The organism is Lacinutrix sp. MedPE-SW (genome assembly GCF_001874145.1).
Lineage (GTDB): Bacteria > Bacteroidota > Bacteroidia > Flavobacteriales > Flavobacteriaceae > Lacinutrix.
This window is the reverse complement of sequence record NZ_MPCX01000008.1, coordinates 87014-113299: the sequence shown is the minus strand read 5'-3', so window position 1 is coordinate 113299 and position 26286 is coordinate 87014. Positions and strand designations below refer to the sequence as shown.

General features: G+C 32.5%; 37 protein-coding genes. 3 read left to right on the top strand and 34 right to left on the bottom strand.

Annotated features, from left to right (window positions below; translation table 11 throughout):
- Nucleotides 1-56: 56 nt before the first annotated feature.
- The 3 genes from BM549_RS09265 (at nucleotide 57) to BM549_RS09255 (ending at nucleotide 4657) form a co-directional block, all read left to right on the top strand.
- Nucleotides 57-953, top strand: coding sequence for a FecR family protein (locus BM549_RS09265; RefSeq protein WP_290470002.1), 897 nt, complete (start codon nucleotides 57-59; stop codon nucleotides 951-953).
- The gene (locus BM549_RS09260; protein ID WP_290470001.1) at nucleotides 946-3258 is read left to right on the top strand and encodes a TonB-dependent receptor; all 2313 of its coding nucleotides are present in this window, start codon (nucleotides 946-948) and stop codon (nucleotides 3256-3258) included. The genes BM549_RS09265 and BM549_RS09260 overlap by 8 nt, the downstream gene beginning before the upstream one ends.
- 100 nt (nucleotides 3259-3358) lie before the next feature.
- On the top strand, nucleotides 3359-4657 hold the full coding sequence (locus tag BM549_RS09255; protein ID WP_290470000.1) for an MFS transporter: 1299 nt from the start codon (nucleotides 3359-3361) through the stop codon (nucleotides 4655-4657).
- A 45-nt stretch (nucleotides 4658-4702) separates the two neighbouring features.
- Here the strand turns inward: BM549_RS09255 and BM549_RS09250 are convergent, their stop codons facing one another.
- The 34 genes from BM549_RS09250 to fusA form a co-directional block, all read right to left on the bottom strand.
- Nucleotides 4703-5617, bottom strand: a complete 915-nt coding sequence (locus BM549_RS09250; RefSeq protein ID WP_290469999.1) for a dimethylarginine dimethylaminohydrolase family protein — start codon at nucleotides 5615-5617, stop codon at nucleotides 4703-4705.
- Nucleotides 5618-5682: 65 nt separating this feature from the next.
- The gene (locus tag BM549_RS09245) at nucleotides 5683-6969 is read right to left on the bottom strand and encodes a citrate synthase (RefSeq protein WP_290469998.1); all 1287 of its coding nucleotides are present in this window, start codon (nucleotides 6967-6969) and stop codon (nucleotides 5683-5685) included.
- A 178-nt stretch (nucleotides 6970-7147) separates the two neighbouring features.
- Nucleotides 7148-8443, bottom strand: a complete 1296-nt coding sequence (gene eno, locus BM549_RS09240; protein WP_290469997.1) for a phosphopyruvate hydratase — start codon at nucleotides 8441-8443, stop codon at nucleotides 7148-7150.
- Between the two features lie 153 nt (nucleotides 8444-8596).
- Nucleotides 8597-9700: a glutamine-hydrolyzing carbamoyl-phosphate synthase small subunit gene (gene carA / locus BM549_RS09235; RefSeq protein WP_290469996.1), complete on the bottom strand. Its 1104-nt coding sequence runs from the start codon at nucleotides 9698-9700 to the stop codon at nucleotides 8597-8599.
- A gap of 117 nt (nucleotides 9701-9817) precedes the next feature.
- Nucleotides 9818-10285 (bottom strand): 50S ribosomal protein L17, encoded by a 468-nt coding sequence (gene rplQ / locus BM549_RS09230; RefSeq protein ID WP_290469995.1) that lies wholly within the window; start codon nucleotides 10283-10285, stop codon nucleotides 9818-9820.
- A gap of 61 nt (nucleotides 10286-10346) precedes the next feature.
- Nucleotides 10347-11339 (bottom strand): DNA-directed RNA polymerase subunit alpha, encoded by a 993-nt coding sequence (locus tag BM549_RS09225; protein ID WP_290469994.1) that lies wholly within the window; start codon nucleotides 11337-11339, stop codon nucleotides 10347-10349.
- 96 nt (nucleotides 11340-11435) lie between these two features.
- Nucleotides 11436-12041 (bottom strand): 30S ribosomal protein S4, encoded by a 606-nt coding sequence (gene rpsD / locus BM549_RS09220; RefSeq protein ID WP_290469993.1) that lies wholly within the window; start codon nucleotides 12039-12041, stop codon nucleotides 11436-11438.
- A 171-nt stretch (nucleotides 12042-12212) separates the two neighbouring features.
- Nucleotides 12213-12605, bottom strand: coding sequence for a 30S ribosomal protein S11 (gene rpsK / locus BM549_RS09215; protein WP_290469992.1), 393 nt, complete (start codon nucleotides 12603-12605; stop codon nucleotides 12213-12215).
- A 114-nt stretch (nucleotides 12606-12719) separates the two neighbouring features.
- Entirely contained in the window at nucleotides 12720-13091 is a 372-nt protein-coding gene (gene rpsM / locus BM549_RS09210) for a 30S ribosomal protein S13 (protein ID WP_290469991.1), read from the bottom strand.
- A 2-nt stretch (nucleotides 13092-13093) separates the two neighbouring features.
- A complete protein-coding gene (gene ykgO, locus BM549_RS09205) occupies nucleotides 13094-13210 on the bottom strand; it encodes a type B 50S ribosomal protein L36 (RefSeq protein WP_013305171.1) in 117 nt (38 codons plus the stop codon).
- A gap of 5 nt (nucleotides 13211-13215) precedes the next feature.
- Nucleotides 13216-13431: a translation initiation factor IF-1 gene (gene infA / locus BM549_RS09200; RefSeq protein WP_007094967.1), complete on the bottom strand. Its 216-nt coding sequence runs from the start codon at nucleotides 13429-13431 to the stop codon at nucleotides 13216-13218.
- 64 nt (nucleotides 13432-13495) lie between these two features.
- Nucleotides 13496-14848 (bottom strand): preprotein translocase subunit SecY, encoded by a 1353-nt coding sequence (gene secY / locus BM549_RS09195; RefSeq protein ID WP_290469990.1) that lies wholly within the window; start codon nucleotides 14846-14848, stop codon nucleotides 13496-13498.
- Between the two features lie 15 nt (nucleotides 14849-14863).
- Entirely contained in the window at nucleotides 14864-15316 is a 453-nt protein-coding gene (gene rplO / locus BM549_RS09190) for a 50S ribosomal protein L15 (protein WP_013869025.1), read from the bottom strand.
- A gap of 14 nt (nucleotides 15317-15330) precedes the next feature.
- Nucleotides 15331-15513, bottom strand: coding sequence for a 50S ribosomal protein L30 (gene rpmD / locus BM549_RS09185; protein WP_013869026.1), 183 nt, complete (start codon nucleotides 15511-15513; stop codon nucleotides 15331-15333).
- An 11-nt stretch (nucleotides 15514-15524) separates the two neighbouring features.
- Nucleotides 15525-16049, bottom strand: a complete 525-nt coding sequence (gene rpsE / locus BM549_RS09180; RefSeq protein ID WP_013869027.1) for a 30S ribosomal protein S5 — start codon at nucleotides 16047-16049, stop codon at nucleotides 15525-15527.
- 6 nt (nucleotides 16050-16055) lie between these two features.
- Entirely contained in the window at nucleotides 16056-16412 is a 357-nt protein-coding gene (gene rplR, locus BM549_RS09175) for a 50S ribosomal protein L18 (protein WP_290469989.1), read from the bottom strand.
- 10 nt (nucleotides 16413-16422) lie between these two features.
- Nucleotides 16423-16965: a 50S ribosomal protein L6 gene (gene rplF, locus BM549_RS09170; RefSeq protein ID WP_013869029.1), complete on the bottom strand. Its 543-nt coding sequence runs from the start codon at nucleotides 16963-16965 to the stop codon at nucleotides 16423-16425.
- A 19-nt stretch (nucleotides 16966-16984) separates the two neighbouring features.
- Nucleotides 16985-17383 carry a 30S ribosomal protein S8 gene (gene rpsH / locus BM549_RS09165; protein WP_013869030.1) on the bottom strand — a complete coding sequence of 133 codons (399 nt, stop codon included), beginning with the start codon at nucleotides 17381-17383 and terminating at the stop codon, nucleotides 16985-16987.
- 59 nt (nucleotides 17384-17442) lie between these two features.
- The gene (gene rpsN, locus BM549_RS09160; RefSeq protein ID WP_013869031.1) at nucleotides 17443-17712 is read right to left on the bottom strand and encodes a 30S ribosomal protein S14; all 270 of its coding nucleotides are present in this window, start codon (nucleotides 17710-17712) and stop codon (nucleotides 17443-17445) included.
- 3 nt (nucleotides 17713-17715) lie between these two features.
- The gene (gene rplE, locus BM549_RS09155) at nucleotides 17716-18267 is read right to left on the bottom strand and encodes a 50S ribosomal protein L5 (RefSeq protein ID WP_013869032.1); all 552 of its coding nucleotides are present in this window, start codon (nucleotides 18265-18267) and stop codon (nucleotides 17716-17718) included.
- Nucleotides 18268-18269: 2 nt separating this feature from the next.
- Entirely contained in the window at nucleotides 18270-18581 is a 312-nt protein-coding gene (rplX, locus tag BM549_RS09150; RefSeq protein WP_013869033.1) for a 50S ribosomal protein L24, read from the bottom strand.
- Between the two features lie 37 nt (nucleotides 18582-18618).
- Nucleotides 18619-18987: a 50S ribosomal protein L14 gene (gene rplN / locus BM549_RS09145; protein ID WP_013869034.1), complete on the bottom strand. Its 369-nt coding sequence runs from the start codon at nucleotides 18985-18987 to the stop codon at nucleotides 18619-18621.
- Between the two features lie 2 nt (nucleotides 18988-18989).
- Entirely contained in the window at nucleotides 18990-19247 is a 258-nt protein-coding gene (gene rpsQ / locus BM549_RS09140; protein WP_013869035.1) for a 30S ribosomal protein S17, read from the bottom strand.
- A gap of 12 nt (nucleotides 19248-19259) precedes the next feature.
- On the bottom strand, nucleotides 19260-19451 hold the full coding sequence (rpmC, locus tag BM549_RS09135) for a 50S ribosomal protein L29 (RefSeq protein WP_013869036.1): 192 nt from the start codon (nucleotides 19449-19451) through the stop codon (nucleotides 19260-19262).
- Between the two features lie 13 nt (nucleotides 19452-19464).
- Nucleotides 19465-19884: a 50S ribosomal protein L16 gene (rplP, locus tag BM549_RS09130; RefSeq protein ID WP_013869037.1), complete on the bottom strand. Its 420-nt coding sequence runs from the start codon at nucleotides 19882-19884 to the stop codon at nucleotides 19465-19467.
- A 20-nt stretch (nucleotides 19885-19904) separates the two neighbouring features.
- Entirely contained in the window at nucleotides 19905-20627 is a 723-nt protein-coding gene (rpsC, locus tag BM549_RS09125; RefSeq protein WP_013869038.1) for a 30S ribosomal protein S3, read from the bottom strand.
- Nucleotides 20628-20634: 7 nt separating this feature from the next.
- Nucleotides 20635-21042 (bottom strand): 50S ribosomal protein L22, encoded by a 408-nt coding sequence (gene rplV / locus BM549_RS09120; protein WP_013869039.1) that lies wholly within the window; start codon nucleotides 21040-21042, stop codon nucleotides 20635-20637.
- 6 nt (nucleotides 21043-21048) lie between these two features.
- Entirely contained in the window at nucleotides 21049-21327 is a 279-nt protein-coding gene (gene rpsS, locus BM549_RS09115; protein ID WP_013869040.1) for a 30S ribosomal protein S19, read from the bottom strand.
- A gap of 3 nt (nucleotides 21328-21330) precedes the next feature.
- On the bottom strand, nucleotides 21331-22155 hold the full coding sequence (gene rplB / locus BM549_RS09110; protein ID WP_290469988.1) for a 50S ribosomal protein L2: 825 nt from the start codon (nucleotides 22153-22155) through the stop codon (nucleotides 21331-21333).
- A 10-nt stretch (nucleotides 22156-22165) separates the two neighbouring features.
- Entirely contained in the window at nucleotides 22166-22456 is a 291-nt protein-coding gene (rplW, locus tag BM549_RS09105; protein WP_013869042.1) for a 50S ribosomal protein L23, read from the bottom strand.
- Between the two features lie 8 nt (nucleotides 22457-22464).
- On the bottom strand, nucleotides 22465-23094 hold the full coding sequence (gene rplD / locus BM549_RS09100; protein ID WP_013869043.1) for a 50S ribosomal protein L4: 630 nt from the start codon (nucleotides 23092-23094) through the stop codon (nucleotides 22465-22467).
- Nucleotides 23094-23711 carry a 50S ribosomal protein L3 gene (gene rplC / locus BM549_RS09095; RefSeq protein ID WP_013869044.1) on the bottom strand — a complete coding sequence of 206 codons (618 nt, stop codon included), beginning with the start codon at nucleotides 23709-23711 and terminating at the stop codon, nucleotides 23094-23096. The genes rplD and rplC overlap by 1 nt, the downstream gene beginning before the upstream one ends.
- 125 nt (nucleotides 23712-23836) lie before the next feature.
- Entirely contained in the window at nucleotides 23837-24142 is a 306-nt protein-coding gene (gene rpsJ / locus BM549_RS09090; protein ID WP_007650482.1) for a 30S ribosomal protein S10, read from the bottom strand.
- Between the two features lie 11 nt (nucleotides 24143-24153).
- The gene (fusA, locus tag BM549_RS09085; RefSeq protein WP_290469987.1) at nucleotides 24154-26280 is read right to left on the bottom strand and encodes an elongation factor G; all 2127 of its coding nucleotides are present in this window, start codon (nucleotides 26278-26280) and stop codon (nucleotides 24154-24156) included.
- Between the last annotated feature and the right edge of the window lie 6 nt (nucleotides 26281-26286).

The following is a 26286-nucleotide window of genomic DNA, read 5'->3' as shown; positions in this document are numbered from 1 at the left end:
ATTTTTAGTAGGTAGGAATTTAAAACATTAAGTTGTTATATGGTTGATAAGATATTATGAAACGAGAAGATTTAATAAAAAAATGGTTAGATAACAACCTTAATCCACAAGAACTTGAAGCTTTTAAAAAGCTTGAAGATTATAATGAGTTGATTAAGATTGATACTGCGTTGCAATATTTCAAGGCAGATGGTTTTAATTCTAATATTGAATTAGAAAAACTAAACACTACCTTAAAACAAAAACGTAAGCAAAAAAATACGTGGCTAAAACCTATATTACGAATAGCTGCTATTATTGCTATTTGTGTTGGTTTTTATTTTTATAATTATAATTTAGATACTAACATTAACACTCAAATTGCCCAAAAAGAAAATTTAAATTTACCAGATAACTCTCAAGTAAAACTTAATGCGGTTTCTACAATAGCTTATAATAAAAGTGATTGGAAAACAGAAAGACAATTAGCGTTAAATGGTGAAGCATATTTTAAAGTGTCTAAAGGAGAGAAATTTACTGTAAATACAACATCTGGTTCCGTTACAGTATTAGGTACAGAATTTAATATAAAAAATAGAGATAATATTTTTGAAGTTACTTGCTATGAAGGTAGTGTAAAAGTAATAAGCGATAAACATTCGCAAATTTTAAAACCAGGCGATCGTTTTTTAATTTTAAACGGAAATTATATTGAAAACACTACCGTTTCTGAAAAATCTCCTTACTGGATTAATAACGAAAGTGCTTTTAAGAGCATGCCATATAGTCAAGTAATAGCAGAGTTTGAAAGGCAATATAACGTTAGTATAAACGTTACTAATGTTAATACTAACGAGCTATTTACAGGAAGTTTTGGGCATGACAATATAGATATTGCACTAAAAGCAATTGCTTTGCCTCTAAACTTAACTTACACTAAAAATAGTAACAAGATATCGCTAAAGCGTGAGTAATAACTTTAAGACTACTCTCTTAATATTTCTCTTTTATTTTAGTATAAACAGTAGTTTTTCTCAAACTATAGATACTGAAAAACAACCGCTTGCAACAATTTTAAAAACTATAGAAACAAGGTTTGGCATACGCTTTACTTACATAGATAAAGCTATACAAGACCTATATATTGAAGCGCCTTTAAACACACTTTCTTATAACGATACACTAACCTATTTAGAAGTTAAATCTGGGTTAGATTTTAAAATTATTAATAGCCGCTTTGTTGCAATTAACAAACCCAAAACCAGTAGCAAAAAAATAGAACAGTTAGAAGAAGTTTACTTAAACAACTATTTAACTAGTGGTATAGAGCAAAACAAAACAGGAGAAATTATAGTAAAACCAAACGAGTTTGGTATTTTACCAGGACTTATAGAACCTGATATTTTACAAACTATACAAGCACTTCCTGGTGTTTTAAGTATAGACGAAAGTGTCTCTAACCTAAACGTTAGAGGTGGCACACACGATCAAAACTTAATACTTTGGGACGATATAAAAATGTATCAATCTGGTCACTTTTTTGGTTTAATATCTGCTTTTAATCCTTATTTAATTAATGAAGTTGTTATATCAAAAAACGGAACAAGTGCTATTCATGGCGATGGCGTATCTAGTACTATAGATATGCAACTAGATAACGAAATTAACACCAATAGTAGCTTTGGTGCTGGAGTTGATTTAATTCAAGCCGATGCTTTTGCGAAACTAAAACTTAAGGATAATTTAGAACTACAAATTGCAGGAAGACGCTCTATTACAGATGTGGCTGAAACACCAACATATAAACAATATTTTGATCGTATATTCCAAGATGTTGAAGTGAATAACACAATGCAAAATCAAGAGCAAAGCCTAACCTCAAACGAAACGTTTTACTTCTATGATGCCGCAGCAAAATTGCTATACGATATCTCTAAAAAAGACAAATTAAGATTAAGTTTTATAACCATTTTTAATGCATTAGATTATTTAGAAAACCCATTAGAAAACACTTCTATTCAAGCTAAGCAAAGCCAAATTAAACAGCGAAATATAGCTACAGGACTTACTTATAAAAGAAAATGGTCTAGCACATTAAGTAGTGATTTAAAACTACATTATTCTAATTACAAATTAGATGCTATAAATGCAGATATTGTTAACGATCAAATATTACTTCAAAAAAATGAAGTATCAGATAATGGTATTGCTTTTAAAACAACCATTGACTTTAGTGAAAATTTCAATTGGATTATTGGGTATCAATACAATGAGATTGGTGTAAGTAATTTAGAAGATATTAATAATCCTCAATTTAATAGCAACATTAAAAAAGTAGTAGAAACTCATGCTACATTTAGTGAGTTTAATTACACTTCACAAAACCGAAATACAAATGTAAAAGCTGGTGCGAGAAGTAATTATTACAAACCTTTTAACTTACTATTTATTGAACCCAGAGTTAGCGTTAATCAGAAAATTTTAAATTATTTTAAAGTAGAATTTCTAGCCGAATTTAAAAGTCAAGCTGCAACACAAGTTATAGATAGACAAAACGATTTTTTAGGCATAGAAAAACGCCGTTGGGTATTGGCAAATAATACCACAAATCCAATAGTTAGAAGTACACAAACATCTATAGGCTTACATTATAACCAAAATAAATTATTGGTAAGCACTTCTTTTTTTACAAAAAAAGTAGAAGGTATAACTTCTAGAAGTCAAGGTTTTCAAAATCAATTTCAAAATGTAAATGCTGTAGGACAATACAATATTAATGGTATAGATTTTTTAATTAACAAACAGTTTACTAATGTAAGTACTTGGTTAAGTTACTCTTTTAGTAATAACAAATATAATTTTCCAACATTAAATAACGGTCAAGATTTTTTTAACAATACAAATATATCTCACGCTATTACTTTTGCAGGCACATACTCGATTAATAATTTAAAACTAGCACTTGGAGTTAATTGGCGCTCGGGTAAACCCACAACTTTCCCTAATAACGAGAATCCTGTTTTTGACAATACTATACATTACAACACGCCAAACAACTCTAATTTGAGTAGTTATTTTAGAACCGATTTCTCTAGTACATATGGTTTTAAGTTTTCAAATAAAATAAGAGCAAAAGTTGGTCTTTCCATCTGGAATGTATTTAACAGAAAAAATATATTAAATACATATTATATTCTTAATCAAGACGACTCTTTAACAACTGTAGAAAATAAATCGCTAGGTTTAACACCAAATCTTAATTTTAGAGTTTCGTTTTAGACTAAAAAAGAATAATAATTAAAATTTACATCTATAATTACTAATCCCTAATAGTTACCTTTGGTTTTATTCACTTTATTAAAATTTAAAGTTTTAGTACATGTTTGAAAAACTATACAATTTATTAAATAATGAAAAAGGAACACGTGTTTGTAAAGATATTACAGATGATGCTTGTAAGCATGTACCAAAAAACTATTTTTTAATAATTTTTAGTAATACGTTTACATCACTTGGAGACACTTTAAGCAACCCTAAAACAGTATTAACATGGTTAATGAGTTATGTTAGCGCTCCTGTTTATTTAATTAGTTTAATAGTTCCTATTAGAGAATCTGGATCAATGGTGCCACAGGTAGCTATTGCAAAATATATTAATACAAAACCTATTAGAAAATGGCTGTGGGTTATTGGTTCTTTAATTCAGTTTTTAGCTATTGCTTCTATTGGTTTAATTGCTTTAAATTTTAAAGGCTCTACTGCCGGATGGTTAATTATTTTAGCTATAGTAATTTTTAGTTTAGCTAGAAGTGTTTGTTCTTTATCTTCTAAAGATGTTACAGGTAAAACGATTCCTAAAACAAGACGTGGTAGATTAAAAGGTTATACTGTTTCTATTTCTGGAATACTTGTATTAATAGCTGGATTATACATTTTATATACATCTAATAATGGTGAGGCTACAGTTTCGTTTTATAGTAATCTTATATTTTTTGCTTCAATAACTTGGCTTGTATCTGCATTAATATATTCCAGAATAAAAGAATTTCCTGGAGAAACAAACACTAAGTCTAAAAACAAAACGACCTTTATATCTAAACTTAAATTATTAAAAACCGATACTCATTTTAGAGATTTTGTTATTACAAGATCATTGTTATTATGTTCTGCTTTAACGGCTCCTTATTATGTTATTTTAGCACAAAAGCATGTAGGTAAAGAAAGTTATTTATTAGGATTATTTATTATTGCCAAAGGTATCGCATCTATAATTAGTTCTCCTTTTTGGGGAAAACTAGCAGATAAATCTAGCAAAAATGTTATGGCACTAGCTGTTTTAATAGCTTCGGTTTTAGGTATTTTTACTTTTATAATTATTTCCTATTCTGAAACTTTAAAAACTATAAACTGGATATATCCTGTTGCTTTTTTTATTCTAGGTGTAGCGCATGGTGGTGTTAGGTTAGGACGTAAAACTTATATTGTTGATATGGCTACAGGAAATCAAAGAACAGATTATGTATCTGTAAGTAATACTGTAATTGGTTTAATTTTATTAGTTACTGGAGGTTTAAGTGCCTTAGTGTCTTTAATTTCTATAGAAGGTGTTGTTTTAGTCTTATCCTTATTTGGTTTATTAGGTGCTTACAAAAGCTACAAACTTCCTAATGTAGAATAAAAAAAGCACCAAAATGGTGCTTTTATATTTACTAAATTTTAATAGTTATTCTCTAATTAATGGCATTGTACTACAGCGCAATAAACCTTCTTGCTTTGCAATTTCTGCATAAGGTACTTCTTCAACTGTAAAACCGTTTGCTCTTAACCACGTGTTTAATCTTGTAAAGTTTTTTTCTGAAATAATAACATCTTCTGAAATTGAAAAAATATTACTATTCATATTATACATTTCTTCTTTTGTAATTATGAAACAGTTTTCTTTTCCGAAGAAATTTAAAAGCCATTCATATTCATCTTCATTTAAAAATCCTTCTTTATGTAATATTGCTTTATCTTTTCCTACTGGTTGGAAACAACAATCTAAATGCAATGCATTATCTTGAGCGTTAGTTTGTGATTTACGTAAATTAAAAGACTTTACTTTTTTATGCGGAAATGTTTTTTCTATAAAAGCAACGCCTTGAACATTTGTTCTTGCTACTATATAGTCTGAATAATCGTCTTCCCTATAAGTCCCAACAAAAATATAATCGTTATAAAGCATTACATCACCACCTTCTATATGTACTTCTTCTGGTGGACGTATAACTTTTTCTGGATTAATTTTATCTATTACATATTGTATCGCATCTAGCTCGTTTTCTCTGTCTGGTAATATATTAGACTTTACAAAAACGTCGTCTATTACAAATGCGATATCTCTTGCAAATATTTGATTACAGTTTTCTATAAGTTCTGGTCTAAACACTTGTACATCGTATTTTTTTAATACGGCAGCTACAGCTTCCATCTCTTTAACCATATCTTCTTCTACAGGATATGTTCCTGCTTTAATATGTTCTGCAGATTTTGGATCGTATGCTTCTTCTAATTTTGGTGTTGGTCCATTGCTTTTTGCTGTACCTAAAACAACTGCTTTAAGCCGTGATGTTTCGTTTTTTACATTGAGTTTTAACATAAAGTAAAGGTATAAAAAAGCTCCATAATTTCTTATGAAGCTTTCTCTATAATTTTAAAAATCTATTATCTTTTTTCTAATGGTGTAAACTCTCTGTGAGTTTCTCCAATATAAACTTGTCTTGGACGCCCTATAGGTTCTTTACGTAAACGCATTTCTTTCCATTGTGCAATCCATCCTGGTAAACGACCTAATGCAAACATTACTGTAAACATTTCTACAGGTATACCCATAGCTCTATAAATAATTCCTGAATAAAAATCTACGTTTGGATATAACTTACGTTTTACAAAGTATTCGTCACTTAAAGCTTCAGAAGCTAAACCTTTAGCAATATCTAATACTGGATCTTCAATACCTAAATCTCCTAAAACTTCGTCTGCAGCTACCTTAATAATTTTTGCTCTAGGATCGAAGTTTTTATAAACTCTATGACCAAAGCCCATTAAACGGAAAGGATCTTCTTTATCCTTTGCTTTTGCCATAAACTTTTTAGTGTCTCCACCATCTTCTTTTATTGCTTCAAGCATTTCTAATACTGCTTGGTTAGCACCACCGTGTAATGGTCCCCAAAGAGCAGAAATACCTGATGATAAAGATGCGAATAAACTTGCGTGAGATGATCCTACCATTCTTACTGTTGATGTAGAACAGTTTTGCTCATGATCTGCATGTAAGATTAATAATTTATCTAAAGCGTTTAATAGAATATCGTTTTGTTTGTAGTCTTCATTAGGTTTTTCAAACATCATTTTTAAAATGTTTTCAACGTATCCTAAATTTTTACTACCATAGTTTAATGGTTGTCCTTGAGACTTACGCATTGTCCAAGCTACTAATACAGGAAATTTACCTAATATTTTTACAATAGCTTTATACATATCCTCTTCTGAATCTACATTTACAGATGATGGATTAAATGCTGTTAATGCACTAGTTAAAGAAGATAAAACTCCCATTGGATGTGCAGACTTAGGAAATGCTTCAATTATTTTTTTAACATCTTCATCTACATGAGATTCTTCTTTAATATCGTTGTGAAATTTCTCTAACTGCTCTGTTGTTGGTAGATCTCCAAAAATTAATAAATAGGCCACTTCTAAAAAGTCTGCTTTTTCAGCTAAATCTTCTATAGCGTAACCTCTATATCTTAATATTCCTTCTTCTCCATTTAAAAACGTTATTGCGCTTTCACAAGATCCTGTATTTTTATATCCTGGATCAATAGTAGTAACTCCACCTGTGGCAGCTCTTAATGTTTTTATATCGATTGCAACTTCATTTTCAGTTCCTGTTATAAGAGGAAACTCGTGCTTTTTTCCGTCGATTTCTAACGTAGCGGTTTTTGACATATTTTCTTTTGAATTTACTTAGTTTTTGCGGATTGCTAAATTACAAAATAAGTAGCTATTTATGAAACTCATTAACAACCATTTTAACAATTACAATATTTATAAAATTTATAGTATAAAAAAAGCGATTATTATAAATTTAATAATCGCTTAATATAAAGTTATTGTTGCTATGTAATTAGCGTTTAATTTTAAATGCTTTTTCTTTTGGGTAGTATGCAACGTTACCTAATTCTTCTTCAATTCTAATTAATTGATTGTATTTAGCCATACGATCACTACGAGATGCTGAACCTGTTTTTATCTGGCCACAATTTAATGCTACTGCTAAATCTGCAATAGTATTATCTTCTGTCTCGCCAGAACGGTGTGACATTACAGAAGTATAACCTGAATTATGGGCCATGTTTACAGCTGCAATAGTCTCGGTTAAAGTTCCTATTTGGTTTACTTTAATTAGTATTGAATTTGCAATTTCGTTTTTTATACCTTTAGATAAACGCTCTACATTTGTTACATATAAATCGTCTCCAACTAATTGAACTTTATCTCCTATTTGTTCTGTAAGGTATTTCCATCCATCCCAATCATTTTCATCCATACCGTCTTCAATTGAAATAATTGGATATTTTTTAGAAAGTTCTGCAAGGTAATCTGCTTGTTCTTTACTTGATCTTACTTTACCTGCTTCGCCTTCAAATTTTGTGTAATCGTATTTTCCATCTACATAAAATTCTGCTGCTGCACAATCTAAGGCAATCATCACATCGTCTCCTAAGGTATATCCTGCATTATCAACTGCTTTTTTAATAGTATCTAAAGCATCTTCTGTTCCTCCTTCAAGGTTAGGTGCAAAACCACCTTCGTCTCCAACTGCTGTACTTAATCCTCTATCGTGTAATACTTTCTTTAAATTATGAAAAATCTCTGTTCCCATTTGTAAGGCGTGTGAGAAATTTTCTGCTTTTACGGGCATAACCATAAATTCTTGGAAAGCAATTGGTGCATCACTATGTGAACCACCATTAATTATATTCATCATTGGAACTGGTAGTGTATTAGCACTTACTCCTCCAACGTATCTATATAATGGCATCCCTAACTCTGCTGCTGCTGCTTTAGCGACTGCAAGTGAAACTCCCAAAATAGCATTAGCTCCTAATTTTGATTTATTAGGTGTTCCATCTATTTCACACATTAAGGTATCTATATAGTTTTGCTCGAATACGTTAACTCCTAAAAGTTCTTCGGCTAGTATTGTATTTACGTTTTCAACGGCTTTACTTACTCCTTTACCCATAAACTTATCTCCACCGTCACGTAATTCTACAGCTTCGTGTTCTCCGGTTGATGCTCCAGATGGTACTGCTGCTCTTCCTAAAAATCCATTTTCTGTTTCTACATCAACTTCTACTGTAGGATTTCCTCTTGAATCGAAAATTTGTCTTGCGTGAACGTTTATTATAATACTCATAATTGGTAAATTTATTTATTTTTAATCTTTAAATTTAGCATTTAATTCTTGGTTGTAATGCGTAATTACTTCAAAATTAAATAAAAAATCTGCTATAACGTTTTAGTTAAATTAAAAAAGCAATAGATTTTAATTTCTATTGCTTTTTTATAATTAGTTTGATTTTATATTATTTATAAACTCATCAAATAAATATGATGAATCATGTGGTCCAGGACTAGCTTCTGGGTGATATTGTACAGAAAATACATTTTTAGATTTCATTTTTATACCTGCTACAGTATTATCGTTTAAATGTACATGAGTAATTTCTATATCCTCATGTGCTTCGGTTTCTTCTCTGTTAATTGCAAAACCGTGATTTTGAGAGGTAATTTCACCTTTTCCTGAAATTAAATTTTTTACGGGATGGTTTATTCCTCTATGACCATGATGCATTTTATAAGTTGAAATTCCATTTGCTAATGCAATAACTTGATGCCCTAAACAAATACCAAATAGTGGTAAATTTCTTTTTATAATTTCTTTTGCTAAAGCTTGAGCCTCGACTAAAGGTTCTGGATCACCTGGTCCATTAGATAAAAAATAGCCATCTGGATTCCATGAACTTAAATCTTCAAATGTAGCATTATAAGGAAATACTTTTATATAAGCACCACGTTTTGCAAGGTTACGTAGGATATTCTTTTTTATACCAATATCTAAAGCTGCTATTTTTATTTCTGCATTTTCATCTCCTACAAAGTAAGGCTCTTTAGTAGATACTTTAGAAGCTAATTCTAATCCATCCATATTTGGAATGTTAGCTAGTTCTTTTTTTAAACCTTCTATGTTTTCAACATCTGTTGAAATAACAGCATTCATAGCACCATTATCACGTATATATGCTACTAGTGACCTTGTATCAACATCTGATATTGCTAATAAATTGTTTTCGTTTAAAAAATCTTCTAATGAACCATCTGCATTAGCACGAGAAAAATCGTAACTAAAGTTTTTACATATTAATCCAGAAATTTTGATTGAATCTGATTCTACTTCATCATTATTTACACCATAATTTCCTATGTGTGCATTTGTAGTAACCATTAATTGCCCATAATATGATGGGTCTGTAAAAATCTCTTGATAGCCAGTCATTCCAGTATTGAAACAAACTTCTCCAAATGCGCTACCTTCTTTACCTACAGCTTTACCATGAAAAATAGTACCATCTGCTAAAAGGATAATTGCTTTTTTTAATTTTTGATATTTCATTATAGTAGTTGTGTAATTTTGTTTGCTTTAAGCAAAACAAAAAGTTTTGCAAATTTTCAAAAAAAAAAGGATAAACTAAAATAGTTTATCCTTTAAATATGAAATGCTTATTAACATTTATTCTTCTTCGTTAGTTGCTTTTGTTTCAACTGGAGCAGCAGTAGCTTTTCCTCCACGACGACTTCTACGAGTAGATTTCTTAGCTTTTTTATCTGCATTATAGATTTCATTGTAATCTACAAGCTCAATCATTGCCATATCTGCGTTATCACCTAAACGGTTTCCTAATTTGATAATTCTTGTGTATCCACCTGGGCGATCACCAACTTTAGCTGCAACATCTCTAAATAACTCTGTTACTGCTTCTTTTTGGCGTAACTTAGAAAATACTAAACGACGGTTATGTGTCGTATCAGATTTAGATTTAGTGATCATTGGCTCAACAAATTGTTTTAAAGCTTTTGCTTTAGCAACTGTAGTGTTGATGCGTTTGTGCTCTATTAAAGAACAAGCCATGTTTGCTAACATTGCTTTTCTATGAGCTGTTTGTCTTCCTAAATGGTTAACTTTTTTTCCGTGTCTCATGACGTTTTGTTTATCATCTTGCTACCAAATCTAGATTATCTAGAGAGCAAAATATGATTAATTAATCTTTGTCTAATTTATATTTTGATAAGTCCATTCCGAAATTAAGACCTTTAACGTTTACTAATTCTTCTAGTTCTGTTAAAGATTTTTTACCGAAGTTACGGAACTTCATTAAATCATTTTTATTGAATGATACTAAGTCTCCTAAAGTATCTACTTCTGCAGCTTTTAAACAATTTAATGCACGAACAGATAAATCCATATCCACTAATTTTGTTTTAAGTAACTGTCTCATATGAAGAGATTCTTCATCATAAGTTTCAGTTTGTGCAATCTCATCTGCTTCTAATGTTATGCGCTCATCTGAGAATAACATGAAGTGGTGTATTAATGTTTTTGCTGCTTCTGTTAAAGCATCTTGAGGCGATATTGAACCATCAGATTGGATTTCGAAAACTAACTTTTCGTAATCTGTTTTTTGTTCTACACGGTAATTTTCAATGCTATATTTAACATTTTTTATTGGTGTGTAGATTGAATCTGTAAAGATTGTTCCTATTGGAGCTGAAGCTTTTTTGTTTTCTTCTGCAGGAACGTAACCTCTTCCTTTTTCAATAGTAATTTCCATTGTTACACTTACTTTTGGATCAAGGTTACAGATTACTAAATCTGAGTTTAATACTTGAAATCCAGAAATAAATTTTTGAAAATCACCTGCTGTAATTTTATCTTGACCTGAAATTGAGATTGAAACAGATTCGTTATCAACATCTTCAATTTGACGCTTAAAACGCATTTGCTTTAAATTCAAAATAATTTCTGTTACATCTTCAACTACACCTGCAATTGTTGAGAATTCATGGTCTACACCTTCTATTCTAACTGATGTAATTGCAAATCCTTCAAGAGATGATAATAAAACTCTTCTTAAAGCATTTCCTACTGTTAAACCATAACCTGGTTCTAATGGTCTGAATTCGAACTTACCTTCAAAATCAGTAGAATCGATCATGATTACTTTATCAGGCTTCTGAAAATTAAATACTGCCATACTTTTTCTTCGTTTTAATTGTTATCTAGTTGCGCGATTTAAAAGTTTGAAGAAGACTAATAAATCCTTTGGCTAAATACCAATGTGATTAATATATTATTTAGAGTATAATTCTACGATGAATTGCTCGTTGATGTTTTCTGGAATTTGAATTCTAGCAGGAACAGTTACATAAGTTCCTTGCATAGTTTCAGCATTCCAAGTAATCCACTCAAATACATTACTTGAGTTAGATAATGATCTTTCAATAGCTTCAAGAGATTTAGATTTTTCTCTTACTGCTACAACATCACCAGCTTTTAATTGGTAAGATGGTACATTTACCAACTCGCCATTTACTGTAATATGTCTATGAGATACTAATTGTCTTGCTGCGCTTCTTGTAGGAGCGATTCCCATTCTAAATACAACGTTGTCTAATCTAGACTCACATAATTGTAATAAAACTTCACCTGTAATTCCTGGAGCTGCAGTTGCTCTTTTAAACATATTTCTGAATTGCTTTTCTAATATACCATAAGTATATTTAGCTTTTTGCTTTTCCATTAACTGGATTGCATATTCAGATTTTTTTCCACGACGACGGTTATTCCCGTGTTGTCCTGGTGGGTAATTTCTTTTTTCGAAAGCTTTATCGTCTCCGAATATAGCCTCGCCAAATTTACGAGCTATTTTTGTTTTAGGACCAGTATATCTTGCCATTTTAAATTGTTTTTTTGAGAGTGATTGTGAATTAAGGTCTAAATCTTATCCTTCGACAATCGTAGTTCTCTCATTAATACTTGATTATTATTTTTTAGTTTGCAAATTTATACAAAAAAATAACATCAGCTATGTAATATAGCTGATATTATTTATAATAAGTTGTATAAATTATACTCTTCTACGTTTTGGAGGACGACATCCATTGTGTGGTAATGGAGTAACATCAATAATTTCTGTTACTTCAATACCTGCATTATGGATTGAACGGATAGCAGATTCTCTACCATTTCCTGGACCTTTAACGTATACTTTTACTTTTTTTAACCCAGCTTCTTTTGCTACGGCAGAAGCATCTTCTGCACATAATTGAGCTGCATAAGGAGTGTTCTTTTTTGAACCTCTGAATCCCATTTTTCCAGCAGAAGACCATGAAATAACGTCTCCTTTTTTGTTTGTTAATGAGATAATGATGTTGTTGAATGATGCCGTAATGTGCGCTTCTCCAACTGATTCAACTATAACTTTACGTTTTTTAGCTGATTTTGTATTTGTCTTTGCCATATTTCTATAGTTCTAAGTAATTAGTGTATAGTCGCTAGAATCCTAAACTATTATCATTTCAAACAGATTCTTTCCAACGTCTAAATACTAAAGACTAAATAATTAAATTATTTTTTAGCTTGCCTTCTTTTTGTTAGCAACCGTTTTTCTTCTACCTTTTCTAGTTCTAGAGTTGTTTTTAGTACGTTGCCCTCTTAAAGGTAAACCTGCTCTGTGACGTATTCCTCTGTAACATCCAATATCCATTAATCGCTTAATGTTTAATTGTGTTTCAGAACGTAATTCACCTTCAATAGTAAAAGTTCCAACAGTCTCACGGATTGCTCCAATTTGCTCATCTGTCCAATCTTGTACTTTGATGCTTTCGTCTACTTTAGCTGTTGCTAAAATCTCTTGTGCTCTACTTCTACCTACTCCGTAAATATAAGTTAAAGCAATAACTCCTCTCTTGTTTTTTGGTATGTCTACACCTGCAATTCTTGCCATAATTACCCTTGTCTTTGTTTGAATCTAGGATTCTTTTTGTTAATGACGTAAAGTCTGCCTTTTCTGCGCACGATTTTGCAATCTGCACTTCTTTTTTTAACTGATGCTCTTACTTTCATCTCTGTTAGTATCTATAAGTTATGCGAGCCTTAGTTAAATCGTAAGGACTCATTTCTAATTTTACTTTATCTCCTGGTAGTAACTTAATATAATGCATACGCATTTTACCAGATATGTGTGCTGTCACAATGTGACCGTTTTCTAATTCTACACGAAACATAGCATTTGATAATGCTTCTATAATTGTTCCGTCTTGTTCTATTGCTGCTTGTTTTGCCATATATATTTTTTTTTAGAAAATCTAGTACAAATACCTTGCCTAATTTATTTTCTAAAGTTTTACATTAAGCTACTGCTTTTCTATTTTTACCAGTTTTCATCAAGCCATCATAGTGCCTATTTAACAAGTAAGAATTTACTTGCTGCATAGTATCTATTGCAACTCCAACCATAATTAGTAATGATGTACCTCCAAAAAATAAAGCCCATCCAGATTGTACACCCATTAACTTAAACACAAAAGCTGGAAATACAGCTATTAATGCTAAGAATATAGAACCTGGTAATGTGATTTGTGACATTATTTTATCTAGATATTCCGATGTTTCAGATCCTGGTCTAATTCCAGGAATAAAACCTCCACTACGTTTAAGATCGTCTGCCATTTTATTAGTTGGTACTGTAATAGCTGTATAAAAATAAGTGAATATTATTATTAATAATCCAAATACTATATTATACCATAAACCAAACATATCTGAAAAATTAGCTTGCATCCAAAGTCCTGCTGAAGTATCTTTTAATAAAGATGAACCTCCAATTAAACCTGGTACAAACATAATAGCTTGTGCAAAGATAATTGGCATTACACCCGAAGCATTAAGCTTCAATGGAATAAATTGTCTTGCTCCACCAAATACATTTTTTTCATAACCACCGGTTGCAGATCGTCTTGCATATTGTACTGCTATTTTTCTTACAGCCATAACTAATAAGATAGATGCAGCAATAATTGCAAACCATACAACTATTTCAAATAAAATCATCATTACATTATTTCCAGTATCTAACCTAGATGCTGCATTTTGTAAGAATGATTTAGGTAATGTAGCAATAATACCAACCATTATTAATAGCGAAATACCATTACCAATACCTTTATCTGTGATTTTTTCTCCTAGCCACATTGCAAAAATACAACCAGTTACTAAAATTACTATTGATGAGAAATAGAAAACGCCGCCTTGACCTAATAAAAATGCTGAATCAGGAATACCAAACATTGGACCTAAACTTGCCAAATAACCTGGTGCTTGAACTAAACAAATTGCAATAGTTAACCAGCGTGTTATTTGGGTAATTTTCTTTTGCCCGCTTGCTCCTTCTTTTTGTAATTTTTGTAAGTAAGGAATTGCAATACCCATTAATTGTACAACAATTGATGCTGATATGTATGGCATAATACCTAATGCAAACACTGATGCATTAGCAAATGCACCTCCTGTAAATGCATTTAAAACACCTAAAATACCTTGACCTGTTGCATCTTGTAAGTTAGCTAATTGACTAGCATCTATACCTGGTAATACAACTTGTGCTCCAAAACGATAAACTAATAATAAACCTAATGTAAATATGATTCGGTTTCTTAGTTCCTCTATTTTCCAAACATTTTTTAACGTTTCTATAAATTTCATATTCTTTAGTTGGTCTTATAAAGTTGCTGCTTCTCCTCCTGCAGCTTCAATAGCAGCTTTTGCAGTAGCAGTAAATTTATGTGCAGTTACATTTAATTTTGCTTTTAACTCTCCTCTTCCTAAAATTTTAACTAGTTCATTTTTACCAGCTAAACCTAAAGAAACGATAGTTTCTAAATCTAATGTATCTTTAATTTTATTATCATCAACTAATTGTTGTATAGTATCCAAGTTAATGCCTTGGTGCTCTTTACGGTTGATGTTTGTAAAACCAAATTTAGGTACACGTCTTTGAAGAGGCATTTGTCCACCTTCAAAACCAACTTTTTTAGAATATCCTGAACGAGATTTAGCTCCTTTGTGACCACGAGTTGCAGTACCACCTTTTCCAGAACCTTGTCCACGTCCAATTCTTTTTCCTTGATTTTTTACTGAACCTTCTGCAGGTTTTAAATTACTTAAATTCATTTTTCAGTATGTTGTTATTTAGTTTCTTCTACAGAAACTAAGTGATTAACTTTTCTAATCATTCCTAATATATTAGGAGTGTCTTCGTGCTCAATAGTTTGACCAACCTTTTTTAATCCTAAAGCTAATAATGTTAGCTTTTGTCTTTTTGTACGGTTGATTGCGCTCTTAACTTTTGTTACTTTTATTTTTGCCATTTCTGTAAATATTAACCGTTAAAAACTTTCTCTAATGAAATTCCTCTCTCACGAGCAATAGCTTCTGCACTTCTTAATTGCAATAATGCATCAAAAGTTGCTTTAACTACGTTATGTGGGTTTGATGATCCTTGAGATTTAGATAATACATCATGAACTCCTACTGCTTCTAAAACTGTTCTTACAGCTCCACCAGCAATTACTCCTGTACCAGGAGCTGCAGGAATGATGTTTACTCTTGCTCCACCAAATTTACCTTTTTGTTCGTGTGGTAAAGTACCTTTAATGATAGGAATACGAACTAAGTTCTTTTTAGCATCTTCAATAGCTTTTGCAATTGCACTAGCTACATCTTTAGATTTTCCTAAACCGTGTCCTACTACACCTGCTTCATCACCAACCACTACGATTGCTGAAAAACCAAATGCTCTACCACCTTTTGTTACTTTAGTAACTCTTTGTACACCAACTAAACGATCTTTAAGATCTAATCCACTTGGTTTTACTAACTCTGCGCTTTTGTATTTTTGATACATAATTTCTTAGAATTTAAGTCCTGCTTCTCTAGCTCCTTCAGCTAATGATTTTACTCTACCATGGTATAAATATCCACCTCTATCAAAAGAAATAGTATCTATTCCTGCTTTAATTGCTTTTTCGGCAACTGACTTACCTACTAATGTAGCTACTTCACTTTTATTACCTTTTGCAGAACTAATGTCTTTATCTCTAGAAGAAGCTGCTACTAAAGTTTTACCTGTAACATCATCAACAATTTGAGCATAAATTTCTTTATTACTTCTATAAACAGCTAATCGAGGTCTTGCTTCTGTACCAGAAACAACCTTACGGATTCTGCTTTTTATTCTTAGTCTTCTTTCGTTTTTTGTTAACGCCATAACTTAATTATTATGCTGATTTACCAGCTTTTCTTCTTAGTATTTCACCTACAAACTTGATACCTTTTCCTTTGTAAGGTTCTGGTTTTCTAAATCCACGAATTTTCGCAGCTACTTGTCCAACTAATTGTTTGTCATGTGATGTTAACTTAATGATTGGATTTTTACCTTTATCTGAAACTGTTTCCACTTTCACTTCTGGTGCAATACTCATAACAATGTTATGAGAAAAACCTAAAGCTAACTCTAATTTGTTACCTTGGTTACTTGCTCTATATCCTACTCCTACTAGCTCAAGCTCTTTTGTCCATCCTTTAGATACACCTTCAATCATGTTGCTTACAAGTGATCTGTATAAACCGTGCTTTGCTTTACTTTCTTTATTATCTGAAGGACGAGAAACTATTACATTTCCTTCTTCAACTTTTACATCTACAGTGTCAAAAGGTTGAGTTAATTCTCCTAATTTTCCTTTTGCTGTGATTACGTTATCTTTTACTTCTACAGTAACTCCTTCTGGAATTGCCACTGGATTATTTCCTATTCTTGACATCTCTTTCTTGTTTTATAGATTAGTAAACGTAACATAAAACTTCACCACCAACATTCTCACGTTGAGCTTGCTTACCAGTCATTACTCCATGTGAAGTAGAAACTATAGCTATACCCAAACCGTTTAAGATTCTTGGTAATTCTGTTGAACTAGAGTACTTACGTAAACCAGGTTTACTGATTCGTTGTAATTTTCTAATTACTGGTTCTTTTGTTTCTTTATTGTACTTAAGGGCTATTTTAATTGTTCCCTGTACAGAAGAATCATCGAATTTATAACTTAAAATATATCCTTGATCGAATAATATTTTTGTTATATCCTTTTTTAAATTTGATGCAGGTATTTCAACTACTCTGTGATTAGCACGCACTGCGTTTCTAATTCTAGTAAGAAAATCTGCAATTGGATCTGTATACATATGTATTAATTTGCGGACTTGGTTTTCACACTATTGTGAACCTTAGACCAATTTATAATTTACCAACTTGCTTTTTTAACACCAGGTATTAAACCTTGGTTAGCCATTTCTCTAAACATAACACGAGAAATTCCAAATGTACGCATGTAACCTTTTGGTCTTCCTGTTAATTTACATCTATTGTGCTGACGAATTGGAGAGGCATTTTTTGGTAACTTTTGTAATGCTTCATAATCTCCAGCTTCTTTTAAAGCCTTACGTTTTTCAGCATATTTAGCTACTGTTTTAGCTCTTTTCACCTCGCGGGCTTTCATTGATTCTTTAGCCATAACTTAGTTTTTTTGAAAAGGTAATCCTAATTCAGTTAATAATGATTTTGCTTCTTTATCTGTTTCAGCAGAAGTTACAAATGTAATATCCATTCCTGAAATTTTATTGATTTTATCAATATCTATTTCTGGAAAGATAATTTGCTCAGTAATTCCTAAATTGTAATTACCTCTTCCATCAAAACCTTTAGCTTTAATACCACTGAAATCTCTAACACGTGGTAATGCTGAAGTTACTAAACGGTCTAAAAATTCGTACATTCTTTCTCCTCTTAACGTAACCATTGCTCCAATTGGCATTCCTTTACGTAATTTGAAAGTTGCAACATCTTTTTTAGATAACGTTGCTATAGCTTTTTGTCCAGTTATAGTTGTTAATTCGTCTACTGCGTAGTCTACTAACTTTTTATCTGCAACTGCAGCACCAACACCTCTAGATACAACGATCTTTTTAAGTTTAGGTACTTGCATTACATTACTGTAACCAAATTCTTCTGTAAGAGCTGCAATTACTCTGCTTTTATACTCTTCTTTAAGTCTAGGTGAATATGCCATAACTATATTACTTCGTTTGATTTTTTTGAAAATCTTACTTTCTTTCCATCTTCCATTCTATATCCAACTCGTGTTGTTTCTCCTTTAGAAGTTAACAATGATAAATTTGATATTTGAATTGGAGCTTCTTTCTCTACGATTCCTCCTTGTGGGCTTTGTGCACTTGGTTTAGTATGTTTCTTAACCATGTTTACACCCTCAACGATCGCTTTGTTCTTACCAGATAATACTTTTTGTACTTTCCCTTCAGATCCTTTGTGATCTCCAGCAATTACTTTTACAGTATCTCCAGATTTTATTTTAAGCTTTGTCATCTTATTGTTTTTTTTACAATGGAGTAAACCTCCTTTGTTATAGCACTTCTGGTGCTAATGATACAATTTTCATGAATTGTTTATCACGAAGTTCTCTCGCAACCGGTCCAAAAACACGTGTTCCTCTCATTTCTCCTGTTGGATTTAAAAGTACACATGCGTTATCATCAAATCTTATATAAGATCCATCTGGACGTCTTACTTCTTTTTTAGTACGAACAACAACTGCGGTAGAAACTGCTTTTTTCTTAATGTTTCCATTAGGAGTTGCATCTTTAACAGAAACAACAACTTTATCTCCTACAGAAGCGTATCTTCTTTTAGTTCCTCCTAATACACGGATAACTAAAACTTCCTTTGCACCAGTATTATCTGCTACTTTTATTCTTGATTCTTGTTGTACCATAATTACTTCGCTCTTTCAATTATTTCAACTAATCTCCAACATTTTGATTTAGATAAAGGTCTTGTTTCCATGATCTTTACTGTATCTCCAATGTTACAGTCGTTTGTTTCGTCGTGTGCTACGTATTTTTTCGTTTTTAAAACGAATTTTCCGTACATAGGATGTTTAACTTTCTTTACTTCGGCAACAACGATTGATTTCATCATTTTGTTACTAGTAACTACTCCTATACGTTCTTTTCTTAAGTTTCTTTTTTCCATCTTTCAGCAGAATTATTGTAATTCTCTTTTAGTTAATTCCGTTGCCAATCTAGCTACATCTCTTCTTACAGATCGTAATTGAATTGGGTTATCTAAAGGAGATATTGCATGTGCCATTTTTAGGTCTGAATAACTCTTTTTTGTCTCACTAAGTTTCTCTTGTAACTCAGCTACAGATAATTCTTTAATTTCTGATTGTTTCATAATATCAAATAAATTATGCTTCGTAATCTCTAGCGATTAAAAACTTAGTTTTTACAGGTAACTTTTGTGCTGCTAAACGTAATGCTTCTTTTGCAACGTCTAGAGGTACTCCTCCTATTTCAAAAAGTACTCTACCTGGCTTTACAACTGCTGCCCAATATTCTACGGCACCTTTACCTTTACCCATACGTACTTCTAGAGGTTTCTTTGTAATAGGCTTGTCTGGAAATATTTTAATCCAAAGTTGCCCTTCTCTTTTCATGTAACGTGTAGCGGCAATACGTGCTGCTTCTATTTGACGCGAAGTTAAAAAGTTCGAGTCTAGTGATTTTATTCCAAAAGTTCCGTTTGAAAGTTGGTGCCCTCTTCCGGCATTTCCTTTCATACGTCCTTTTTGTTGTTTACGAAATTTTGTTCTTTTAGGCTGTAACATTTTTCTTGTTCTTTAAAAAATTACTTTCTACGACGAGATTGATTTTTATTATCTCTTCCGCCTCTTCCACCTTTTCCTTGCTTCTTAGATAATCCAACAAGCGGAGAAAGTTCTCTTTTACCATATACTTCACCTTTCATGATCCATACTTTAACACCTAATCTACCATAAGTAGTATGTGCCTCAACTAAAGCATAATCAATATCGGCTCTAAAAGTTGATAAAGGAATACGTCCTTCTTTATAGTGTTCTGAACGTGCCATTTCTGCACCGTTTAAACGACCACTAATTTGGATTTTAATTCCTTCAGCATTCATACGCATTGTTGCAGCAATAGCCATCTTAATTGCACGTCTGTATGAAATTCTATTTTCAATTTGACGAGCGATGCTTGTTCCTACTAAAAATGCATCTAATTCAGGTCTCTTTATTTCAAAGATATTGATCTGAACTTCTTTACCAGTAATTTTCTTAAGCTCTTCTTTTAACTTGTCTACCTCTTGTCCTCCTTTACCAATTATAATACCTGGTCTAGCAGTAGTGATAGTAACGGTTACAAGCTTTAAAGTTCTTTCGATTATTACTCTACTTACACTAGCTTTAGATAAACGCGCGTGAACGTATTTTCTAATCTTATCGTCTTCGGCAAGTTTATCACCATAATCGTTTCCTCCGTACCAGTTAGATTCCCATCCTCTGATAATTCCTAAGCGATTCCCGATTGGATTTGTTTTCTGTCCCATATCTATCTTAGCTTTGTGTATTATTGTTAGCTCCAACTACGATTGTTACGTGGTTAGAACGTTTTCTTATTCTGTGTGCACGACCTTGAGGTGCTGGACGTAATCTTTTTAACATTGCGCCTCCGTCTACTCTAATCTCTTTAACAAATAATTCTGCTTCTTCAATTGAAGCATCTTCGTTTTTAGCTTGCCAGTTTGCAATTGCAGATACTAACAATTTCTCTAAACGATTAGAAGCTTCTTTTTGAGAAAACTTTAAAATGTTAAGTGCTTTTTCTACGCGTTCACCTCTTACTAAATCGGCTACTAAACGCATTTTTCTTGGTGATGTAGGACAGTTATTAAGTTTAGCAAAAGCAACTTGCTTTTTACCTTCCTTAATAGCGTCTGCCATTTGTTTTTTACGACTTCCCATAGCTTACTACTTTTTACCTTTATTTTTAGCACCAGCGTGTCCACGGAATGAACGTGTTGGTGAAAATTCTCCTAATTTATGACCTACCATGTTTTCTGTAACATATACTGGTACAAATTGGCGGCCATTGTGTACTGCTATTGTTTGCCCAACAAAATCTGGAGTAATCATACTAGCTCTTGACCAAGTTTTGATTACAGTTTTTTTGTTAGCTTCTACATTAGCAGCAACTTTTCTTTCTAATTTATAATGAACGTAAGGTCCTTTTTTTAATGATCTTGCCATGTCTTATTTTTTTCTACGTTCTACAATATATTTATTACTTGCTTTAGTTTTAGAACGTGTTCTAAATCCTTTAGCTGGTATACCGTTTCTAGAACGTGGATGTCCACCTGCAGATTTACCTTCACCACCTCCCATTGGGTGATCAACCGGGTTCATTACTACTGGTCTAGTTCTTGGTCTTCTTCCTAACCATCTTGATCTACCTGCTTTACCTGAAACTAATAATTGGTGATCTGAATTAGATACTACTCCAATTGTAGCCATACATGTAACTAAGATTAATCTAGTTTCACCTGATGGTAATTTAACTGTTGCAAATTTACCATCTCTTGCCATTAATTGAGCAAAAGCACCTGCACTACGAGCCATAACTGCTCCTTGACCAGGACGCAACTCTATACAAGAGATAATTGTACCTAATGGTATGTTTGCTAAAGGCATTGCATTTCCAATTTCTGGAGCTACATTATCACCTGAAACAACAGTTTGTCCAACTTGTAAGCCATTTTGAGCAATTACATAAGTTTTCTCACCATCTTGGTAATTTAATAATGCGATGAACGCTGTACGGTTTGGATCGTATTGAATTGAAGCAACTTCTGCAGGAATTCCTGTTTTAGCTCTTTTAAAATCGATAATACGATACCTTTTCTTATGACCACCACCTTTGTAGCGCATAGTCATACGACCTTGACTGTTTCTACCACCTGAACGTTTTTTCGGAGCTAATAAACTTTTCTCCGGCTTATCAGTTGTAATGGCGTCAAATCCATTAACAACTCTAAATCGCTGTCCTGGTGTGATTGGTTTTAATTTTCTTACTGACATTTGTCTTTAATTACATGTTAGTGTATAAATCAATTATCTCACCTTCCGCCAGTTGTACTATCGCTTTTTTTAATGCGTTAGTTTTACCATGTTGAATACCAGTTTTTGTGTATTTGGTACTTCTATCTGGACGGACATTTATAGTACGAACTTTTTCTACAGAAACTCCATAAGCAGCTTCAACTGCTTTTTTAATTTCTACCTTGTTCGCCTTAGTGTTCACAAAGAAGCTGAAACAGTTGTTTAATTCGCTGTTTGCAGTTGCTTTTTCTGTGATTATAGGTTTAATTAAGATACTCATTTTGTTTCTTATTTACTTAAATTCGTTACAATTCCTTCTAAAGCTCCTTCTAAAAGCACCACTTGATTTGCATTTAAAATCTTGTAAGTACTTAATTCTGAAGCAGTTACTACCTCAGAGCCTTTTAAATTGCGTGACGACAAATATACATTATTATTTGACGCACCCAACACGAAGAGTGATTTTTTATTTTGTAAGTCTAAAGCTTTCAAAATATTAGTGAAATTTTTAGTCTTTGGAGAGTCGAAATTGAAGTCTTCTAAAACAACAATTGCTTTCTCATTTGCCTTAATACTGAAAGCTGATTTACGAGCTAATCTTTTTAAGTTTTTATTAAGTTTGAAACTGTAGTTTCTTGGTCTTGGACCAAACATACGTCCACCACCTTTAAAAACACCAGACTTAATAGAACCTGCTCTAGCTGTACCAGTTCCTTTTTGCTTTTTAATCTTACGTGTTGATCCAGTAATCTCAGCTCTTTCTTTAGCTTTGTGAGTACCTTGTCTTTGGTTTGCTAAATATTGTTTAACATCCAAATACACTGCATGATTATTAGGCTCAATAGCAAAAACATCGCTAGAAAGGTCTGCCTTTCTGCCTGTTTCTTTTCCGTTTATATCTAAAACTGCTACTTTCATTATTTTCTAATAATTACATAAGCGTTTTTGTGACCAGGAACACATCCCTTAACCACAAGTAGATTCTTTTCAGTTACTACTTTTAAAACTCTTAAATTTTGAACTTTAATTGTGTCTCCACCCATTCTTCCTGCCATTTTCATTCCTTTGAAAACTCTTGCAGGATAAGATGCAGCTCCAATAGATCCTGGCGCTCTTAAACGGTTATGTTGACCGTGAGTAGCTTGACCTACACCACCGAAACCATGACGTTTTACAACACCTTGAAATCCTTTACCTTTTGATGTTCCTGAAACATCTACAAATTCGCCTTCTGCGAAGTGCTCTACAGTGATTGCATCACCTAACTTGTACTCCTCCTCAAAACCTTGAAATTCGGCGATTTTGCGTTTTACAGAAGTTCCTGCTTTTTTAGCATGACCAAGGTCAGCTTTTGTAGCACTTTTTTCTGTCGCGTCATCGAAACCTAATTGAACAGCTTTATAGCCGTCAACTTCTTCAGTTCTGACTTGGGTAACGATACATGGTCCAGCTTCGATTACTGTACATGGAATGTTTTTTCCATTTTCGTCGAAAATGCTGGTCATACCGATTTTTTTTCCAATTAACCCAGACATAATTATTATTTATTTATTGTTATTATTTATTAAAAAACATTCAAGGCTGAAAATACGTTTCAGCCTTGAATTGTATTTTTATCCGTTTTTCCTTAACCATCGTTAAGGACATGTAAAGTTTATACTTAAACTTTGATTTCTACTTCTACTCCACTTGGTAACTCTAATTTCATAAGAGCATCAATTGTTTTTGAAGATGAAGAGTAAATATCTAATAATCTCTTGTAAGAGCTTAATTGAAATTGTTCTCTTGACTTCTTATTTACGTGTGGTGAACGTAGTACAGTGAAAATTTTCTTGTGTGTTGGTAATGGAATTGGTCCCGTTACAACAGCTCCAGTACTCTTTACTGTTTTTACAATCTTATCAGCAGACTTGTCAACTAAATTGTGATCGTAAGACTTTAATTTTATTCTAATTTTTTGACTCATTTTCTTTAGTTTTAAGCTTCTACGCCTTTAGCTGCTTTAATTACTTCCTCAGATATATTTGAAGGTGTTTCAGCATAGTGTGAAAATTCCATTGTTGATGTCGCACGTCCAGAAGATAATGTTCTTAATGTTGTTACATATCCAAACATTTCAGATAATGGTACAGTTGCTTTTACAGTTTTTGCACCAGCTCTATCTCCCATGTCACTTACTTGACCTCTTCTTCTGTTTAAATCACCTACAATATCACCCATATTCTCTTCAGGAGTAATAACTTCTAATTTCATAATAGGCTCCATAATAACTGCTTTAGCTGCCTTTGCTGAATTTTTAAATCCTAATTTAGCTGCTAATTCGAAAGATAACTGATCTGAATCTACATCATGGTAAGATCCATCTTTTAATGTTACTTTCATAGAATCTACTTCATATCCTGCTAATGGACCATTTACCATTGCCATTTTAAATCCTTTTTCAATAGACGGGATGAATTCTTTAGGAACGTTACCACCTTTAATAATAGATTCAAACTGAAGTCCTACTACTCCTTCATCTGCTGGCTCAATTGTAAATACAATATCAGCAAATTTACCACGACCACCAGATTGCTTCTTATAAGTTTCTCTATGGTCTGCAGCTTGAGTAATAGCTTCTTTGTACTCAACTTGAGGTTGCCCTTGATTTACTTCAACTTTAAACTCACGTTTTAAACGATCTACAATAATATCTAAGTGTAACTCACCCATTCCTGATATAATTGTTTGTCCTGAAGACTCGTCTGTTCTTGCTGTAAATGTTGGATCTTCCTCTGCTAATTTAGCTAAAGCCATACCTAATTTATCAACATCTGCTTTAGTTTTAGGCTCAACCGCAATACCAATTACTGGATCTGGGAAGTCCATAGATTCTAAAACGATAGGATTCTTCTCATCAGACATAGTATCACCAGTCTTAATGTCTTTAAACCCTACTGCTGCTCCAATATCTCCTGCTTCAATAAAATCGATAGCATTTTGTTTATTAGAGTGCATTTGATAGATACGTGAAATACGTTCTTTTTTTCCAGAACGGTTATTTAAGATGTAAGAACCTGCATCTAAACGTCCAGAATAAGCTCTAAAGAATGCCAAACGTCCTACGAAAGGATCTGTAGCAATTTTAAATGCTAAAGCTGAAAATGGTTCTTTTACATCTGGTCTACGTAATTCTTCTTCATCTGTCACTGGGTTAATACCTCTAATTCCTTCTTTATCAGTTGGAGAAGGTAAGTAACGACATACAGCATCTAATAAGAATTGTACACCTTTGTTTTTGAATGCTGAACCACATATCATTGGAATAATCGCCATATCCATAACAGCAGCTCTAAGTGCAGCGTGCACTTCTTCTTCTGTGATAGAATCTTCATCTTCCATGAATTTTTCTAGTAAGTTCTCATCGTAAGTTGCAACTTCTTCAATTAAAAGCGCACGGTACTTACGAGCTTCAGCTTTCATATCCTCAGGAATTTCGATAACATCGAAAGTTGCTCCTTGAGTTTCATCATGCCATACAATAGCACGGTTTTTCACTAAATCTATAATACCTTTAAAATCTGCTTCATCACCAATGTTTAATACGATTGGCACCGCGTTAGATTTTAACATATCTTTTACTTGTTGGCAAACACCTAAAAAGTTTGATCCTTGACGGTCCATTTTATTAACGAAACCAATTCTTGGAACTTTATAGTTATCTGCTAATCTCCAGTTAGTTTCAGATTGTGGCTCAACACCATCTACTGCACTAAATAAAAATACTAAACCATCTAATACACGTAAAGATCTATTTACTTCAACAGTAAAATCTACGTGACCAGGAGTATCGATAATATTAAAGTGATACCCTTTTGTTTCTGGAGTTGGTTGTGCATTTTCTAAAGGAAACTGCCATGTACAAGTTGTAGCTGCAGAAGTAATAGTGATACCACGTTCTTGCTCTTGCTCCATCCAGTCCATTGTTGCAGCACCATCATGTACTTCACCAATTTTATGTGAAACTCCTGTATAATAAAGAATACGCTCTGTTGTTGTTGTTTTACCAGCATCAATATGAGCTGCAATTCCTATGTTTCTTGTGAATTTTAAATCTCTTGCCATTTTTTC

Bases quoted from the DNA above. Each gene is read 5' to 3' on its own strand.
- BM549_RS09225 (WP_290469994.1), bottom strand. From the start codon at position 11,339: ATGGCAGTATTTAATTTTCAGAAGCCTGATAAAGTAATCATGATCGAT.
- rplO (WP_013869025.1), bottom strand. From the start codon at position 15,316: ATGAATTTAAGTAATTTAAAACCTGCAGAAGGTTCAGTAAAAAATCAA.
- rpsE (WP_013869027.1), bottom strand. From the start codon at position 16,049: ATGTATCAAAAATACAAAAGCGCAGAGTTAGTAAAACCAAGTGGATTA.
- rpsH (WP_013869030.1), bottom strand. From the start codon at position 17,383: ATGTATACAGATCCAATTGCAGATTTTCTTACTAGAATTAGAAACGCA.
- rplV (WP_013869039.1), bottom strand. From the start codon at position 21,042: ATGGGAAGTCGTAAAAAACAAATGGCAGACGCTATTAAGGAAGGTAAA.
- rplN (WP_013869034.1), bottom strand. From the start codon at position 18,987: ATGGTACAACAAGAATCAAGAATAAAAGTAGCAGATAATACTGGTGCA.
- BM549_RS09245 (WP_290469998.1), bottom strand. From the start codon at position 6,969: ATGTCAAAAACCGCTACGTTAGAAATCGACGGAAAAAAGCACGAGTTT.
- rplE (WP_013869032.1), bottom strand. From the start codon at position 18,267: ATGGCATATTCACCTAGACTTAAAGAAGAGTATAAAAGCAGAGTAATT.
- secY (WP_290469990.1), bottom strand. From the start codon at position 14,848: ATGAAATTTATAGAAACGTTAAAAAATGTTTGGAAAATAGAGGAACTA.
- rplC (WP_013869044.1), bottom strand. From the start codon at position 23,711: ATGTCTGGGTTAATTGGAAAAAAAATCGGTATGACCAGCATTTTCGAC.
- BM549_RS09250 (WP_290469999.1), bottom strand. From the start codon at position 5,617: ATGTTAAAACTCAATGTAAAAAACGAAACATCACGGCTTAAAGCAGTT.
- rplF (WP_013869029.1), bottom strand. From the start codon at position 16,965: ATGTCAAGAATAGGAAATAATCCAGTGGCAATTCCAGAAGGAGTTACT.
- carA (WP_290469996.1), bottom strand. From the start codon at position 9,700: ATGAAATATCAAAAATTAAAAAAAGCAATTATCCTTTTAGCAGATGGT.
- rpsN (WP_013869031.1), bottom strand. From the start codon at position 17,712: ATGGCTAAAGAATCAATGAAAGCCCGCGAGGTGAAAAGAGCTAAAACA.
- infA (WP_007094967.1), bottom strand. From the start codon at position 13,431: ATGGCAAAACAAGCAGCAATAGAACAAGACGGAACAATTATAGAAGCA.
- rpsS (WP_013869040.1), bottom strand. From the start codon at position 21,327: ATGGCAAGATCATTAAAAAAAGGACCTTACGTTCATTATAAATTAGAA.
- rpsM (WP_290469991.1), bottom strand. From the start codon at position 13,091: ATGGCAAGAATTGCAGGTGTAGACATACCAAAAAACAAGAGAGGAGTT.
- ykgO (WP_013305171.1), bottom strand. From the start codon at position 13,210: ATGAAAGTAAGAGCATCAGTTAAAAAAAGAAGTGCAGATTGCAAAATC.
- rplX (WP_013869033.1), bottom strand. From the start codon at position 18,581: ATGACAAAGCTTAAAATAAAATCTGGAGATACTGTAAAAGTAATTGCT.
- fusA (WP_290469987.1), bottom strand. From the start codon at position 26,280: ATGGCAAGAGATTTAAAATTCACAAGAAACATAGGAATTGCAGCTCAT.
- rpsK (WP_290469992.1), bottom strand. From the start codon at position 12,605: ATGGCAAAGACAAATACAAAATCAGCTAAAAAACGTAAAGTTATAGTT.
- rplB (WP_290469988.1), bottom strand. From the start codon at position 22,155: ATGTCAGTAAGAAAATTAAAACCAATCACACCAGGACAGCGATTTAGA.
- rplQ (WP_290469995.1), bottom strand. From the start codon at position 10,285: ATGAGACACGGAAAAAAAGTTAACCATTTAGGAAGACAAACAGCTCAT.
- rpsC (WP_013869038.1), bottom strand. From the start codon at position 20,627: ATGGGACAGAAAACAAATCCAATCGGGAATCGCTTAGGAATTATCAGA.
- rplP (WP_013869037.1), bottom strand. From the start codon at position 19,884: ATGTTACAGCCTAAAAGAACAAAATTTCGTAAACAACAAAAAGGACGT.
- rpsD (WP_290469993.1), bottom strand. From the start codon at position 12,041: ATGGCAAGATATACTGGTCCTAAAACAAAAATAGCTCGTAAATTTGGC.
- rplD (WP_013869043.1), bottom strand. From the start codon at position 23,094: ATGAAAGTAGCAGTTTTAGATATAAACGGAAAAGAAACAGGCAGAAAG.
- rplW (WP_013869042.1), bottom strand. From the start codon at position 22,456: ATGAGTATCTTAATTAAACCTATAATCACAGAAAAAGCAACTGCAAAC.
- BM549_RS09255 (WP_290470000.1), top strand. From the start codon at position 3,359: ATGTTTGAAAAACTATACAATTTATTAAATAATGAAAAAGGAACACGT.
- rplR (WP_290469989.1), bottom strand. From the start codon at position 16,412: ATGGCGTTAACAAAAAACGAAAGAAGACTAAGAATAAAAAGCAGAATC.
- rpmD (WP_013869026.1), bottom strand. From the start codon at position 15,513: ATGGCAAAAATAAAAGTAACAAAAGTTAAGAGCGCAATCAACCGTACA.
- rpmC (WP_013869036.1), bottom strand. From the start codon at position 19,451: ATGAAACAATCAGAAATTAAAGAATTATCTGTAGCTGAGTTACAAGAG.
- rpsQ (WP_013869035.1), bottom strand. From the start codon at position 19,247: ATGGAAAAAAGAAACTTAAGAAAAGAACGTATAGGAGTAGTTACTAGT.
- eno (WP_290469997.1), bottom strand. From the start codon at position 8,443: ATGAGTATTATAATAAACGTTCACGCAAGACAAATTTTCGATTCAAGA.
- rpsJ (WP_007650482.1), bottom strand. From the start codon at position 24,142: ATGAGTCAAAAAATTAGAATAAAATTAAAGTCTTACGATCACAATTTA.
- BM549_RS09265 (WP_290470002.1), top strand. From the start codon at position 57: ATGAAACGAGAAGATTTAATAAAAAAATGGTTAGATAACAACCTTAAT.